Here is a 16,047-nt window from a genome sequence, read left to right on the forward strand (position 1 = left end):
ATTTTTTTAAAATTAATGTTTTAAACCTTTGTTAAATATATAATCAAAAAGCTGGACAGTGGTCCAGCTTTTCTAAAACTCATTATTTTACCTCAAGTAAACCAAGATCTCCATCTTCTCGACGGTAGATGACATTTGTTGTGTTATCATCTACATCCGTATAAATGAAGAAATCATGTCCCAGCAACTCCATTTGAAGAAGTGCTTCTTCTAAATCCATCGGTTTCAAATCAATGTGTTTTGAACGAACAACTTTTGCAGGTGCTTCATCAACTTCTTCTACTACTGCATCTGTAAAGATTTGACTTGTTGAAACTTTAGTTCTATTTTTTCTTTCAATTTTAGTTTTATTTTTGCGAATTTGGCGTTCAATTTTATCAACTACTAGGTCAATTGAGCCATACATATCTTGTGAGATATCTTCAGCGCGAAGGGTTATTGAACCAAGCGGAATTGTCACCTCAACCTTAGCCGTTTTTTCACGGTAGACTTTAAGATTTACACGTGCATCAAGTTCTTGATCAGCTTGGAAGTATTTTTCAATCTTTTCCAGTTTAGAAACTACGTAATCACGGATTGCTTCTGTTACTTCAAGGTTTTCACCACGGATACTATATTTAATCATATAAGTACCTTCTTTCTAAACATAAAATTTTTCTTTTTATATATTAATTATAACGCTTTCATTATGTTTTTGCAAATTTTTTTCTTATCTCGCTAGTGAAAATGTCATGATTTCTTTCGCTCCGTTTTCAAATAATGTCACTTTTGCATCCTGTAAGGTTGCACCTGTTGTATAGATGTCATCTACAAGTAAAATTTTGGGGGGGATTTTCGTATTTTCAATCATATAAAAATTACCTGTGTTTTCTAATCTCTCTTTTCTGCTTTTACTAGACTGAGTCTGGCTTTCTTTTTTCTTTAATAGTTCTTGATAAGGTATCTGTGCAGCTTCAAGCAATCCAGATACTTGATTGAATCCTCTTGTTTTCATCTTACTTTCACTTAAAGGAAGGTTTAAAATTGTGTAACTTTGGTATTTTTTTAATTCTCTTCTTATACTTAAGGCAAACACATTTCTTAATAGGTAATCTCCTTGAAATTTGTAACGACTAAAATAGTCTTTCATAGCCTTATTATAAGTGTACAAACTTTTATGAGCCACTTCTAACCCTCTTTCCTGCCAGTACTGACAATCTTGGCACAAGTTTTTGTCCCCAGCTTTATAACAGCTTGGACAATGTTCTTCTGGAATTTCTTCGAAGGTATTTAAGCATTCTTGACAAACGTCATTTTCTTTTCTTTTTAATTGTAATAAATCTATAAAATTTAACTGCTCTTCTAATAGGGATAAGCAGAGTAGACATTGTCTCATAATCCGGCCTCTCTATTCATTGCTTTAATCTCATTGATTGCTTTTTCTATCTGTATATTAGTGCCATCATGGAAAAATAGCAAGTCACCTGTCGGTCGTTCCATACTTCTTCCTACTCGCCCGCCAATTTGTACTAAAGCACTCCTTGTAAAGAGACGATGGTTAGCTTCTAAAACAATTACATCTACACAGGGAAAAGTAACCCCTCTTTCTAAAATTGTAGTTGTTACTAATATACTTATCTTTTTATCTCGAAAATCTTGCACTATTTTTAATCTATTTTCCGTTGTAGAGGCTACAAAACCTACATTTTCTTCTGGAAAATATTTTTGTAAGACTTGCTTTATCTCCTGCCCTTTTTTAATTTCTGAAGCAAAAATTAAGAGTGGGAATTTTGTTTTTCTTTGTTTTCTCAGATACTTGACTAACTTGGCTGGTAGTTTTTCTCTTTGGAGGTCTTTATTTAGATCATAAAGCCATACTTTTTGAGGGAGAATCAAAGGATTTCCATGAAAGCGTCTTGGCAAACTTAATCTTTTCAAAATTCCTTTTTGAACTTTTTTATCAAGCTCATCAGTTGACGTAGCCGTTAAGAATATTGTAGTTCCTTCATTTTTTACTGCTTGCTCGACAGCGTGATAGAGCACAGGGTTATCTACATAAGGAAAGGCATCTACCTCATCAACAATGAGTAAATCAAATGCCTGATAAAATTTTAGTAATTGATGAGTTGTTGCAATCACTAAGGGACTGCGTGAATAGGGGTCGGACTCCCCATGCAATAGGGAAATATCACATAAAAAATCTTCTTTTAAACGCCGGTAAAGTTCCAAACAGACATCTATCCGAGGACTGGCTATACAGACAGCACCTCCTTGATCTAACACCTGAGCAACCACTTGATAAATCATCTCTGTTTTTCCTGCTCCAGTTACAGCGTGAACTAAAGTATCCTGCTTATTTTGTACTCCTTCAAGTAATCCTTTAGAAACTCTTTCCTGATATTCTGTCAATTGGCCAAGCCATTTCAAACTCGATATAAAAGGAAAAGACTCTTGAGGAAAAAAATAAAGATCTTCGTCACTACGCACTCTCCCTAGAAGAATGCATTCTCTACAATAATATGCACCAATTGGCAATAAATATCTTTCCTTATCAATCTGACTGTAGCAGCGAGAACAAAAGAGTTCTCCCTTTTTTTCAAAAACTGATGATAGTCTTTGAGCTTTCTTAAGTAGTTCAGGAGGTAACTGTTCTTTAGTAAAAATCCGTCCTAAACAATCTTGCAATTCTAACATATCTTTTTATTCGTATTTTCTTGGAAAAATCCTTGATTTTTTGTACAATGAAATCATGGAATTTAAAACTATCAAAGAAAATGGTCAAGTTGAAGAGGAAATCAAAAAATCCCGTTTTATCTGTCATGTAAAGCGGGTAGAATCTGAAGAAGAAGCCAGAGACTTTATAAACACCATAAAAAAAGAGCACTACAAGGCCACTCATAACTGCTCTGCCTTTATTTTGGGAGAAAAAAGTGAAATCAAGAGAACTAGTGATGATGGTGAACCAAGTGGTACTGCTGGTGTTCCCATGCTGGGAGTCTTGGAAAGTCATCAGTTAACCAATCTTTGCGTTGTTGTAACTCGATATTTTGGCGGAATTAAATTAGGCGCGGGAGGATTGATTCGAGCTTACGCAGGAAGCGTCGCTCTAGCAGTTAAAGAAATTGGACTGGTAGAAATTAAAGAGCAAGTGGGATTAAGGCTTCAGTTGTCCTATAGTCAGTACCAAGAGTATGCTAATTTTTTAAAATCTGAAAACCTAATGGAGTTTGATACCGAGTTTACGGATTCTGTAGCTACTACTATTTTTGTGAATAAAGAAGATCAAAATAGAATCGAGGAAGGCCTGATCGAATTTTTCAATGGTAAAGTTCAGTTAAGCAACCAAGGAATTCGGCAAGTGGAAGTTCCTATTATTTCTTGATATAAAAAAAAGCTATGATAGCCATAGCTTTTTTATATTTTACAAATTCCAATTTTCATTTTATACTTTTCTTAATTCTATTTTATGAGGTGTACTTATGTCTAAAATCTATAATAACATTACCGAACTAATCGGAAATACTCCCATTGTCAAACTTAATCATTTAGTTCCTGAGGGAGCTGCTGATGTATACGTGAAGTTAGAAGCCTTTAATCCAGGATCTTCTGTCAAAGACCGTATTGCTCTCAGTATGATTGAGGCAGCAGAGCGTGATGGACTTCTTAAATCTGGATCAACTATTGTTGAAGCAACCAGTGGAAACACTGGAATTGGTTTGTCTTGGGTTGGAGCAGCAAAAGGCTATAAGGTTGTTATTGTCATGCCTGAAACGATGAGTGTTGAGCGTCGTAAAATCATCCAAGCTTATGGAGCTGAGTTAGTCTTGACTCCTGGAAGCGAAGGAATGAAGGGAGCTATTGCAAAAGCACAGGAAATTGCTGAAGAAAGAAATGCGTGGGTGCCACTTCAATTTAATAATCCTGCTAACCCTGAAGTACATGAAAGAACTACTGGTGTAGAAATTCTAGCTGCCTTTGGTGATACTGGATTGGATGCTTTTGTTGGTGGAGTCGGAACAGGAGGAACTATTTCAGGAGTTTCCCATACCCTTAAAAAAGCAAATCCTGCAATTGAGATTTATGCGGTTGAAGCAGACGAATCTGCTGTTCTATCTGGTGAAAAACCTGGACCACATAAAATCCAAGGACTTTCTGCCGGCTTTATCCCTGAAACCCTCGATACTGATGGCTATGATAAAATTGTGCGAGTTACTTCTGAACAGGCTTTAGACTTTGGCCGTCATATTGGTGGCAAAGAAGGTTTCCTCGTTGGTATTTCATCTGCAGCAGCAATTTATGCAGCAATTGAAGTTGCTAAAAAACTTGGACAAGGTAAAAAGGTCCTTGCTCTTGCTCCAGACAATGGTGAACGCTATTTGTCAACTGCTTTATATGAATTTGACAAATAATTTCACAAACGATATGACAGATAAAAGAAAATCATCCTAACATTCAGGATGATTTTCTTTTTCGTCTTTTTGCTGAGATAGAAATTGAAGGGCTTCTTCAGTCCAAGTCGGAATACTCTTAGCAAGAGGTGCAAAGCCAAACTTATGACGGTCATTCGAAAAGCGATGACGCTTAGGTAGGCGATGTTTTTCTTCTTCCAAAGTTCTCATTGATAGGCTAGCCTTCTTAGTATATTCATCGAAATCAAGGACTTGCACTTGCACAGAATCCCCTATAGCTAGAAGATCATGAATATTTTCTATGTATCCAGTTTTAATCTCAGATATATGAATCAATCCGGTAATACCAGATTCAAGTTCAACAAAGGCACCATAAGGTTGGATTCCTGTAATGGTCCCCCTTAATTTATCGCCAATCTTCATTCGTCTTCAACCTCAATTGTCTCGATAACTACATCTTCCACTGGTCTATCCATCGCTCTAGTCTCTACCTGAGCAATCTTATCTAAAACTTGATAGGATTGTTCATCTAGTAACTGACCAAACACAGTATGACGTCGATCTAAGTGGGGTGTACCGCCTTTAGTTGCATAGATCTCTGCGATAGGTTCCGGCCATCCCCCACGACTCAATTCTTTTGCTGAGTACGGCAGATTAGAATTTTGAACGATGAAGAACTGACTGCCGTTAGTATTAGGTCCAGCATTGGCCATAGAGAGCGCCCCGCGAATATTATACAATTCTGGTGAAAATTCGTCTTCAAATCTTTCACCGTAAATCGATTCGCCACCCATTCCTGTTCCTGTGGGATCTCCCCCTTGAATCATGAAATCTTGAATAATACGATGGAAAATGACACCATCGTAATAGCCGTCTTTTGACAAAGCGATAAAGTTAGCTACCGTTTTAGGAGCTTGTTCTGGGAACAAGACCAATTTCATATCACCTAGATTTGTCTTGATTGTTGCAAAAGGTCCTTTATTATTTTCAATTTCCACTTGGGGGAAGTTTAATTCTTTTTCTACCATACCTAATTTCTCCAAAGCATCAAAGATGCCATCTTCTTCTACTGTTTTTGTAATATAATCTGCTTTCTCAAAAATTTTTGGATGTGAGTGCCCCATAGCAATACTCATGCCAGCATAGTCAAATAGCTCTAGGTCATTCAACTCATCACCGAAAACCAAGAGATTTTCAGGTTTTAAACCAAGTTTTTCAATAACCTTTTGGACTCCTGTCGCCTTGGAACCAGCAATCGAAACGACATCTGAGGAATTCGGGTGCCAACGAACCAAACGTAAATCTCCTGATAAATCTGCAGGTAGCTGTAAACTATCTCCTTGATCCTCAAAAGTCCACATTTGATAAATCTTTTCTGACTGGTAAAAGTCAGGATCAACAGGTAGATTCTGGTAAACAACATCAATGGCTTGATTAATCATTGGACTGCGAGCCGAAAGAGCGGCTCCATGACTGCCAACAAGCCCGTATTCAATTCCAACTTCCTTAGTCCAAGCAATATACTTCTCTACTATATTTTGGGGAATTGCTTGCTCACTAACGACTTGTCCTTTTTTATCTTCTACATAAGCACCGTTTAGGGTCACAAAAAAGTCAGGTTCTAGTTCACGAATCTCGGGCACCACACCAAAAATCCCACGACCAGAAGCGATCCCTATCAGGATCCCTTTTTCTTTCAGAGACTCAAATACTCGTTGGATACTCGCCGGCATAAAACCTGTATCTTTTACCCTCAAAGTATCATCAATGTCAAAGAAAACAATTTTAATTTTCTTAGCCTTGTATTTTAATTTTACGTCCATATATCCCTCTTTATTTGCGATGTTCCCATTATACCATAAATACAGCCAGAGGACTGCTCTCAAAATCAGAAGACTTTTTCTACCTTATCAAAAGTCTTCCTGAGGGACTAAGTGATGCTGGAAGGCATAAACAACCGCTTGAGTCCGGTCGCTCACTTCCAATTTTGATAAGATATTAGAAACATGAGTTTTTACTGTTTTTAGAGAAATATAAAGTTCATCAGCAATGCGTTGATTTTCATAGCCCTTGGCTAGAAGCCCCAAAATATCTCGTTCTCGGGCGGTTAAATCATCATGTAATTCAATGTGATTGCGATGGTGCTGAACTTTTTTACTGACTTCTGTTTCAATCGCAACTTCTCCTCTAGCTACTTTTCGGACAGCATGTAAAATCTCATCTGCACTAGATGTCTTCAGCATGTATCCTTTAGCACCAGCATCCAAAACAGGATAAATCTTTTCATTATCCAAGTAGGAAGTCAAAATCAAAATTTTTGCTTCTGGCCAAGTTTCTAGAATGGCCATAGTTGCCTCGATGCCATTCATCTCTGGCATAACAATATCCATGATGATGACATCTGGTCTTAGCTCCAAAGCCAGCTCAACTCCCTCACGGCCATTAGAACTTTCTGCCACCACTTCAACATCTTCTTGTAAGTCCAAGTAGCTTTTTAAGCCCAAGCGAACCATTTCGTGATCATCTACTAATAAAATTTTCATACTAATTCTCATTTCTATCTAGTAAAGGCACTCGAATATCAATTGCAACTCCTTGCTTAGGAGCAGTCAAAATCTGAATTTCTCCTGCCATATCATGAACTCTCTCTTCAATATTTTTCAAGCCATAACTTATTTCATCTAGCTTTTCTCTGTGAAAACCAATACCATTATCAGCCATTTTTAGCTGAACTTCGTGTCTGTTCTGATATAAGTAGACATCTAAACGACTAGCCTTAGCATGGCGAAGGGTATTGCTAATAATCTCTTGCGCAATTCGAAAGATATGTTCCTCAATCTGTCTAGGAATAGAACCAACACGATGTTCAAAGTTGACTTCAATCTCACTCTTATCAACTAGCTCTTTCAAGATCACTTCCAAACCTTCAACCAAACTTCGACCTTCTAATTCTGTAGGCCGAAGATGTAGTAGCAAGATTCGCAAATCTTTTTGGGCAGTATCCAAAATAGAGGATACTCCTTTTAATTGCTGCTCTACCACTTCTTTTTCCAGAGTTCCCAGTTGACCTGAGACACCAGATAGAATCATATTCGCTGCAAAAAGCTCCTGACTAACCGTATCGTGAAGATCTCTAGCAATACGACGGCGTTCTTTCTCAACAATCACCTCTTCGTTTTGAAGAACTTGATTTTCAGACTTCTGCAGATTTTCTGTTAACAATGCCATCTTAGCAACAATTTTTTCAAATCCATAATCAATGTCTTCCTGATTACTTACCTCTATTTTTTGGCCATCTAAAATATTTCGAATATTTCTTCTGATAGATGTTAAGGTTACAATCTGTACAAATTTCATAATCAGCAAGAGTAATATAGTCAAAGACAGAGCTAAAAAGAAAATGAAGAAGATAAATTTTTGTAGCGTTTCAAAATTTTCCAGAACTGTTTGCCATTGAAAACTGAAAAGGCTGAAGACATATTGAACGATAACGGCCAAAACAAGAAAGGAATAAAAGAAGAGTATAAAATAATAAGATTTCCTCATTTGCGAACGACCTCAACATTTCCAATAAGGCTGGCAATGACAATTTTAACGCTTTTATTGGCTCTGTCAAAGTCTGGCGTAGTCAGAGAAATACTTTCATTTCTCAATTCTCGAACAGTCTGTCCTAAAAAGGAGAGTTCCCCATATAAGCTATTAACCTTTAAACTGACTGCCACATCAACTGGAACAATAATTTTTGTATCGCCAATCCCTTTTCGCAAGATAATAACATTATCATGATTGGTTAAAATTACCTCTTCCAGATGAATAGTATCTTTCCCTACCATTCGAAAAAGGTTAATATCATCAAATCGGCAACTATCGTTGGAGGAAAAATGATGTATATCCCCAAGCCAACGATTTTTCTCTTTTTTTACAACTGTATCTTGCTCAAAAACTAGATGTGTCGCTTCATTTTCTCTGTATATATAGGGCGAAGCAACAATCAGACCATAAACAACAGCAAATAGAACTGCTGCAATGACAAATGGATTGAGCATAATAATAAGAAAAAAGAGAATGGAAGCTGTAACTAGGAAAAAGTTACCTCTTTGCCTGCCAAAATAATAATAGAGAAAGAGCAAAAACAAAATTGAGAGAAGGACAAGTCGAGAAAAATCGCCTGCAACAACCGTAACAAAAGCCATTGTCAGTAAAATTGCTTCAATTAATACAAAAAACTGAATCTTTCTCATCATACTTATCCTTTCTACTTTCCTATTTCTATTGTATCAAATTTTACTATTTTTTCCTCAGACCTAAGCATGAATCCTAAATTTCCAGACATCAGCTCAATTCTTATTCATTCCAGAAAATCTCAACTTTCAGAGGAAGGCCATAAGAAAAGCAACCAAGGAGGTTGCTTTTTTAATCACCATGTGTCGAACTTGATGCTGAAGTTTCATCCTCTGAAGAACTTGACGATGACGTATTCTTGCTACTTGATGAGGAGTTAGAATTCGAACTTGAGCTAGAACTTGAACTTTGAGTAGTTGCTTCAGTTACATATAAGGTTACTTTTACCTTCTTAGGATTAACTGGTCCAGTTGCTGGAGATTGTGATGTCACCAAATCAGATTGACTCGACACAACTGAACGATCCACGACTCTTTCAATGTTACTAGATGGAATTCCCAGAGAAATCAGATAGTTCCGAGCGTTTGCATAAGTATATTGAAGGCTACCAAAGTTTGGCATTTCAATCGTTGATACTGCTTTGGCTACTTTTAAAACAATCTTCGTATTTGAAGTGAGATCATAGGTAGCTCCCGCAGCTGGTGTCTGTTCAAAAATTGTTCCTTCTTCTGCATCGTTTGTTTCAACTTCTTCAACTTTAATATTTTTTTTTGGAACTTTTAGAACATCAGTGAGTCTCTCAACAGCTTGGGCAGTAGTTTGACCAGTATAGTCTTCCATGATCAGCGTTTTAGCTCCCTTAGAAACAACTAAATTAACCGTACTGCCTTCCTTTCTCTGAGTCCCTGCCACTGGATCTGTTCGAATAATCATTCCAGAAGCTACTTCATCACTATTCTCTTCTATTTCTTCGCCAACTTTTAAATTGACTTTTTCAATCGCTTCTCTAGCTTCAGCAACGGTCTTGCCAGTAACATCTGGAACCTGCTTATTAGATGGCGTTAGATAGAGCAAAGCTAGAAAAGCAGCAATGACCAGAAATACTGCAGCTAACAAAACCTTGTATCTCGCTCTCAAATGATGCTTTTTCTTAGGTTTTGTTGGCGGTGCAACTTGAGGAGCTTGCTGTTCAACGTCTGTAGCTGGATCATTTTTTTCTCTAGAAGCTACAGGAGGTGTGACTTGTGGAATCTTCGGAAGTGTTTTAGTATCCGCTTTTACCGCGTCATCAAACATCAGTTTCTTTTCATTCCGTCGTTCAGTTGACAGGCAGCTAGACAGATCTACATACATATCCGAAACACTCTGATATCGATCTGTCAGCTTTTTAGCAGTAGCCTTAATAATAACATTTTCCAAAGACTGCGGAACATTGGCGTTTTCAGCAATAATGGACGGCAATGGTTTTTGGAAATGTTGTAGAGCGATCGTCACTGCACTATCCCCATCATAAGGAATATGACCAGTCAGCATCTCATAAAAGATGATCCCCATCGCATAAATATCGCTTTGGAAAGTTGCTTTCGAACCACGCGCCTGCTCAGGAGACAAATAATGGACACTACCAAGCATGGAATTTGTTTGGGTCAAACTTGTTTCTGCAAAGGCAACCGCAATCCCAAAGTCCGTTACCTTAGCATTTCCATCTGGAGTCAGGAGAACGTTTTGCGGTTTCAAATCTCGGTGAACAATCCCACGAGCATGTGCCAAGCGCATAGCTAAAAGAATTTGTCCCATAATTCGAACGGCTTCCTCGTTCGACAAAGGAGCGTGCTCTTTAATGTATCGTTTGAGATCCAAGCCAGCTACATATTCCATAGCCAAATATTGCTGGCCATCTTCTTCACCAATGTCGGTGATGCGAACGATATGTGGATGATCCAAATCCGCCATGGCACGCGCTTCTCGTTGGAAACGTGCAACAGCGATAGGATCCGTCTGGTAATTGGTTCTAAGAACCTTAACCGCCACTTCTTCACCATCTAAAATCAAATCCTTGGCAAGATAGACATCTGCCATCCCGCCTCGGCCAATTTGTTTGATGATTTTATATCGCCCGGCAAAAATTTTGCCGATTTGAATCATGCTTCTTCCTCCTTGTCAAAGTACACAAGAGCTACTGTAATATTATCCAGACCTCCTGCATTATTGGCAAAGCGAATTAAAGTTTGAGCTTTTTCTGGCAAAGTAAGATCACTTTTTAGAATATCATAGATTTCACTTCCGGCTACCATATTTGATAAACCATCACTGTTAATCACGATATAGTCGCCCTCTTCTAAAGTGATTATTCCAAAATCGGGCTGAATTTCATCTTTTTGTCCGATGGATTGGGTAATGATATTTCGTTGAGGATGGCGTTCAGCTTCTTCAACTGTAATCTGACCAGCTTTCAAAAGAGCATTGACTAAAGAATGGTCACTTGTTAGTTGTTTGTACTCTTCTCCACGGACCAATCCGATACGGGAATCCCCTATGTGAGCATAAATTGCTTGATTGCCAATAATCGCAATGGCCTCAAGTGTCGTTCCCATTCCCTTGTACTCGTCTGATTGTCCAACTTCATGAATCTTTTTATTTTCTGCTTCTAAGTGCTCAGCAAACCAATCTCTCACACCATTGACAGAATCAATCTGCGTATCGACCCAAGCAGCACCCAAGTCTGTTACGGCCATTTCACTTGCAATATTTCCAGCACGGTGACCACCCATGCCGTCCGCTAGGACAATCAAAGGCATCCCAGAACGATTTACAAAATGATTTACAAAGTCTTGATTATTTGTACGTTTTTTACCAACATCTGTTAATAATGCTATTTCCATTCTGTTAGTATCCTCCTCTTTCAAGATATTCTCCTAAACTGACTGATAAAAAAGCCATCGCTTCCATATAATTCGGGGGTAATCAAAATACACCCATCTTTTAGAATATCTTTTCTTTCATGTTTTAAGTTTACCTGCTCAAAGTTAGGATGTTTCTCTAAAAATTTAGAAACTACTTGACTATTTTCTTGTGAAAAAATAGTGCAGGTACTATAAGTTATTATACCACCTTTTCTCAAACTTTTACAAACACTATCTAGTATCTCTAGCTGAATTTTTTGTAAAGAGAGAAAATCTGCATTTTCTTTGTTATATTTGATATCTGGTTTTCTCCGTAAGAGACCAATTCCCGAACACGGAGCATCTACTAAAATCTTATCAAAGGCATCCTTACCGAATTTCTGATAGACTTCTCTAGCATCAAGCTTTTTTGTTTGAACTTTATCAGCAAGACCCAACCGAGTAGCTGCTTCTTCGATCAATTGAAGCTTATGCTCATACAAGTCTAGGGCTATGATTTCCCCAGTATTCAAATATGAAGCCATATGAAGAGTCTTTCCACCAGGCGCACTGCAAGCATCTAAGATTCTTTCGTCACCTTCAATACATAAGGTTGGAGCTACTAGCTGACTAGATTCATCCTGAATTGTAATTAGGCCAGACGTAAACAATTCGTGACCAGCAAAGTGACCTTGATTCTTAACCAAAGCAGACGGAGCTAAGAGAGAATCTTCTGCCTGTAAAAGTCCTTTTAGTTCCTCTTTACGAGCCAAGTCTGTCACACGAATACTGGCTTTATTCCGCTCAAAAAGACTCGCTAAAATGGCCAGAGCACGTTCTTCACCATACTCTTCTATTAAAGCCTTAACTAGCCATACTGGCGTCGAATATTGGATAGAATAGCGCTTGTTCTTCCGTTTAATCGTTTCAACGTCAGCTACACCTTCACGCTCTATCCGACGCAAAATAGCATTAACAAACTTATCGCTTCCTAGCTTTCGTTTTTTAGCTAGTTCAACAGCTTCATGAATAAGAGCGTGATTTGGAATCTTATCCAAATACAGCATTTGATAAAGACTCAAGAGCAAAAGAATGTATAGCCAAGAGTCTAGTTTATCCCGGTCTTCAATTAGATGGGACAGATACCACTCAAGGGTCAGCTTACGAGCAACTGTTCCGTAGACAAGTTCTGTCACCAAACTTTTATCTTGTTGAGAAAGCCGAACCTTATTGAGGGCCTTATTGAGGGCAATATTCGAAAAAGCTCCTTGGTCAAATACTTCTTCTAACACCTCTAAAGCCACCTGTCGCGCACTTTTTCTTCTAGTTTCCAAACTTATCTCCTACTGCTAAGTTTCGGCCAGCACCATTCAAAAAATCTGAGATAGTCATTTTGGGTTTTCCAGCTGGCTGAACTGTCTTAAAGGCAAGTGCCCCTTCTCCAGTTGCAACAAGTAGCTGCCTTTTCCCAATCTCTAAAATCTCTCCAGGCTGGCCTTCTCCATCTGCTAATTCCGCTTCATAAATTTTAAATCTTTCACCTTGCCATAGAGTATGGGCTACAGGCCAAGGATTCATTCCGCGTATCTGATTAAAGAGTTGACGATTGGTCTTGTTCCAATCCAGTCTTTCTTCTTCAGGTCTGATATTTGGTGAGAAAGTAACCTGACTTGGATCCTGAGCTTCAGGCTGAATATCCCCAGAAAGATAAGCCGGCAATGTGTCCAAAAGTAAATCGCGACCAACAATGGCCAATTTCTCAAACAAAGTGCCGACATTATCATCATCAGTGATTGGAATACTTCGGCGGAAAATCATATCTCCTGCATCCATCTCCTTGACCATCTCCATAATAGTCACACCAGCTTCCTCATCACCTTGAATCAAGGCATAATGAATTGGGGCACCACCACGATGTTTCGGAAGGAGGGAAGCGTGAACGTTGACTGCAAAGTCCATGCTATCAAGGAGTTTACTTGGGAGAAACTGTCCAAATGCTGCTGTTACAATTCCGTCAGCACCTAGATTCATAATGGCTTCCATTTCCGGACTTCCTGATAATTTTTCTGGCTGATAGATTGGCAACTCGTAAGATAAAGCCACTTCTTTCACTGGCGTCATTCTAATTTCTTTTTTTCGACCTACTGCTCGATCTGGCTGGGTTACCACAGCCAAAATTTCATATTGGCCACTTTCCAACAATCCCTTTAAGACCGTAGCAGAAAAGTCAGGCGTACCCATAAATATTAGTTTTGTCATACTTATTTCCTTTTACATAAAGTTTTGTGGTTCGTTATCAATGCTGAAACGCAAGTCCTTGTTATCCCGTTCCTGCGTCCATTCCAAAATCTTATTTAAAGTTTCTTGCAAATTATCTTCAAAACGATATTTTACTAAAATCTGATAATGAAAAAGATTATGTGTACGGGCAATTGGCTTGGGTGTAGGTCCCAGTATTTTAACCTGGTCAGACAGACCCTGCTTCAAAATATCCAAAACTTGATAGGATTTTTTTACTAAAAATTCTTCATCTTTGTGGGATAGGGTCAAACCAACTGTAAAATAATAAGGCGGATAGCCAAGTTGCCTGCGAATATTCATTTCATAGTTAAAAAAGCCTTCATAATCTTGCTTTTTAGCATACTCAATAGCATAGTGGTGGGGGTTGTAGGACTGAATCAAAACTTGGCCTTCCTTTTCAGCGCGGCCTGCTCGACCAGCTACTTGAGTCAAAAGCTGGAAAGTCCGCTCAGAAGAACGAAAATCTGGTAAATTCAGAGCTGTGTCCGCATTCAGCACACCGACCAAGGTTACATTTGGAAAATCCAAGCCCTTAGCAATCATCTGGGTTCCCAGTAAGATATCCGCTTCACCTCGCCCAAAAGCTTCTAAAATCTTTTCATGACTACCTTTTTTTCGAGTCGTATCCACATCCATTCTCAAAACCCGCGCATCTGGAAAGGCTGTTTTTAGCTCATCATAAGCTTTCTGCGTCCCAGTTCCATAATATCGCATACTCCTGCTGGAACAGTTTGGACAGGCATAGGGAATATCTTTGATAAAACCGCAATAATGGCAGTTCATGGTCTTGGTATCCATATGGAGCGTTAAAGAGATATCACAGTTTGGACAAGTGTCTACTGTCCCGCATTCTCGGCACATAATAAAACTTGAATAACCCCTGCGGTTCAACATGAGAACAACTTGCTCCCTTTTATCCAAGCGCTCTTGAATAGCCTCTAAAAGTGGAGGGGTAAAGTTTTTAGCTTCATTTTGACCAATATAATCTCTAAAATCGACCACTTCAACTTTTGGAACCTTGGCTAGGGGATTGGCTCGCTTAGTCAGCCTTAAAAACTGATACCGCCCCTTTCCTGCCCTAGCTCTGCTTTCCAAACTTGGCGTTGCTGACCCCAGAACTAAAACCGCCCGATTATACTGAGCTCGGAGAATAGCAACTTCTCGAGCATGATAACGCGGATTAGAATCCTGCTTGTATGAAGCTTCATGCTCCTCATCAATAATAATTGCACCAATATTTTTGAGAGGAGCAAAGACAGCTGAGCGCGCGCCAACAACGACCTGAGCTTCCCCTCTTTCTACCTTACGCCATTCGTCATATTTTTCACCATTAGACAAACCAGAATGAAGGATTGCCACCTGCTGGCCAAAGCGGGCAATAAAACGATCGGTCACCTGCGGGGTCAGAGAGATTTCAGGGACCAACATGATAGCTGTTTTCCCTTTTTGTAAAACTTGCTCAATTACTTGAATATAGACCTCTGTCTTGCCACTTCCCGTAATCCCTTCTAACAAGATCGGTTTCGCATCTTGGCCAATCTTCTCAGTTATAGCAGCGACAGCGTGCTCTTGCTCGTTATTGAGCTGTAATTCTTGGTCCTTTCTCTCTCTTTCAAAATAACTCGCTGTTCGACTGACTTCTTTTTCCTCAACAACAATTGCATTTTGGTTTATAAAATATTGAACCAATTCTCTAGAAAATTTTTCCCGCAAATCTGCCAGCAACTGTACTTCGTTTTGCTTCAGTAAATACTCTTTTAAATCCTGCTTTCTTTTGGCTCGATTGGATATAGGCATTTCTACTAAGGAATTATGATCTACCTTATACCATTTCTCTGTTTTGATTCGTTTTTGATCTGTTGCCTGATACTCCATACGAATCTGTCCTAATTGGCTCAAACGCATGAAAAAGGCTTGTCGTTCCTTATCTAAATCAGAAAAACGAAGACTAGTCTGTTCACCAAAAATTTCTTGTTTCTCCTCTAAAGACATCGCTTCCGTCGGATAGAGTATTTTGTCGTAGGAGGAGTTAAGAAAATTAGGTAGCATGGCTTTTAAAATTGAAATTTTGTAAGAGAAGACTGTTTTACGTAGCTCATCTGCTAGCCAGAGTTGCTCTTCGTTTAAAACCGGACTAAAATCGAGAACTTCAACAAGTTCTTTTAATCCCAATCCCTCTTCCTCTTCAATAGCAAGAACAATCCCTTGAATCAAACGATTGGCTTTCCCAAACGGAACGTGAACCCTCATCCCGACTTGCAAGGTTTGAGAAAACTCTTGAGGAACTGCGTAACTGAAAGGTTTGTCAGTCTGCATCAAGGGCACATCTACGATAACTTTAGCAACTAGCATTT

General features: G+C 38.7%; 15 protein-coding genes. 2 read left to right on the forward strand and 13 right to left on the reverse strand.

Annotated elements, in window-relative coordinates:
• Positions 1 to 82 precede the first annotated feature (82 nt).
• The 3 genes from hpf to O3640_RS00015 form a co-directional block, all read right to left on the reverse strand.
• A complete protein-coding gene (gene hpf / locus O3640_RS00005) occupies positions 83 to 625 on the reverse strand; it encodes a ribosome hibernation-promoting factor, HPF/YfiA family (protein ID WP_012000104.1) in 543 nt (180 codons plus the stop codon).
• A gap of 84 nt (positions 626 to 709) precedes the next feature.
• Positions 710 to 1,375 (reverse strand): ComF family protein, encoded by a 666-nt coding sequence (locus tag O3640_RS00010; protein ID WP_125365837.1) that lies wholly within the window; start codon positions 1,373 to 1,375, stop codon positions 710 to 712.
• Positions 1,372 to 2,673, reverse strand: coding sequence for a DEAD/DEAH box helicase (locus tag O3640_RS00015; protein WP_125367255.1), 1,302 nt, complete (start codon positions 2,671 to 2,673; stop codon positions 1,372 to 1,374). Before O3640_RS00015 ends, O3640_RS00010 begins: the two co-directional genes overlap by 4 nt.
• A gap of 55 nt (positions 2,674 to 2,728) precedes the next feature.
• Here O3640_RS00015 and O3640_RS00020 point away from each other — a divergent pair, with 55 nt between their 5' ends.
• Positions 2,729 to 3,361, forward strand: a complete 633-nt coding sequence (locus O3640_RS00020) for a YigZ family protein (RefSeq protein WP_045772978.1) — start codon at positions 2,729 to 2,731, stop codon at positions 3,359 to 3,361.
• A gap of 97 nt (positions 3,362 to 3,458) precedes the next feature.
• Positions 3,459 to 4,388, forward strand: coding sequence for a cysteine synthase A (gene cysK, locus O3640_RS00025; RefSeq protein ID WP_125367256.1), 930 nt, complete (start codon positions 3,459 to 3,461; stop codon positions 4,386 to 4,388).
• Positions 4,389 to 4,424: 36 nt separating this feature from the next.
• Here the strand turns inward: cysK and O3640_RS00030 are convergent, their stop codons facing one another.
• The 10 genes from O3640_RS00030 to O3640_RS00075 all read right to left on the reverse strand — a co-directional run bounded on the left by O3640_RS00030 (position 4,425) and on the right by O3640_RS00075 (position 16,045).
• Positions 4,425 to 4,811 carry a S1 RNA-binding domain-containing protein gene (locus tag O3640_RS00030; protein WP_060552930.1) on the reverse strand — a complete coding sequence of 129 codons (387 nt, stop codon included), beginning with the start codon at positions 4,809 to 4,811 and terminating at the stop codon, positions 4,425 to 4,427.
• Positions 4,808 to 6,211 (reverse strand): bifunctional Cof-type HAD-IIB family hydrolase/peptidylprolyl isomerase, encoded by a 1,404-nt coding sequence (locus O3640_RS00035; protein WP_125367257.1) that lies wholly within the window; start codon positions 6,209 to 6,211, stop codon positions 4,808 to 4,810. The genes O3640_RS00030 and O3640_RS00035 overlap by 4 nt, the downstream gene beginning before the upstream one ends.
• 87 nt (positions 6,212 to 6,298) lie before the next feature.
• Entirely contained in the window at positions 6,299 to 6,931 is a 633-nt protein-coding gene (locus O3640_RS00040) for a response regulator transcription factor (RefSeq protein WP_061603669.1), read from the reverse strand.
• Position 6,932: 1 nt separating this feature from the next.
• On the reverse strand, positions 6,933 to 7,934 hold the full coding sequence (locus O3640_RS00045) for a sensor histidine kinase (protein ID WP_125367258.1): 1,002 nt from the start codon (positions 7,932 to 7,934) through the stop codon (positions 6,933 to 6,935).
• Entirely contained in the window at positions 7,931 to 8,629 is a 699-nt protein-coding gene (liaF, locus tag O3640_RS00050) for a cell wall-active antibiotics response protein LiaF (RefSeq protein WP_125367352.1), read from the reverse strand. Before liaF ends, O3640_RS00045 begins: the two co-directional genes overlap by 4 nt.
• Positions 8,630 to 8,801: 172 nt before the next feature.
• A complete protein-coding gene (gene pknB, locus O3640_RS00055) occupies positions 8,802 to 10,655 on the reverse strand; it encodes a Stk1 family PASTA domain-containing Ser/Thr kinase (protein WP_125367259.1) in 1,854 nt (617 codons plus the stop codon).
• The gene (locus O3640_RS00060; RefSeq protein WP_045772999.1) at positions 10,652 to 11,392 is read right to left on the reverse strand and encodes a Stp1/IreP family PP2C-type Ser/Thr phosphatase; all 741 of its coding nucleotides are present in this window, start codon (positions 11,390 to 11,392) and stop codon (positions 10,652 to 10,654) included. The genes pknB and O3640_RS00060 overlap by 4 nt, the downstream gene beginning before the upstream one ends.
• 20 nt (positions 11,393 to 11,412) lie before the next feature.
• Positions 11,413 to 12,726: a 16S rRNA (cytosine(967)-C(5))-methyltransferase RsmB gene (gene rsmB / locus O3640_RS00065; protein WP_195321920.1), complete on the reverse strand. Its 1,314-nt coding sequence runs from the start codon at positions 12,724 to 12,726 to the stop codon at positions 11,413 to 11,415.
• The gene (fmt, locus tag O3640_RS00070; RefSeq protein ID WP_268722984.1) at positions 12,716 to 13,651 is read right to left on the reverse strand and encodes a methionyl-tRNA formyltransferase; all 936 of its coding nucleotides are present in this window, start codon (positions 13,649 to 13,651) and stop codon (positions 12,716 to 12,718) included. Before fmt ends, rsmB begins: the two co-directional genes overlap by 11 nt.
• Before the next feature lie 12 nt (positions 13,652 to 13,663).
• Entirely contained in the window at positions 13,664 to 16,045 is a 2,382-nt protein-coding gene (locus O3640_RS00075; RefSeq protein ID WP_125375859.1) for a primosomal protein N', read from the reverse strand.
• Between the last annotated feature and the right edge of the window lie 2 nt (positions 16,046 to 16,047).

It is taken from the genome of Streptococcus sp. 27098_8_75 (genome assembly GCF_041432475.1).
GTDB lineage: Bacteria > Bacillota > Bacilli > Lactobacillales > Streptococcaceae > Streptococcus > Streptococcus gordonii.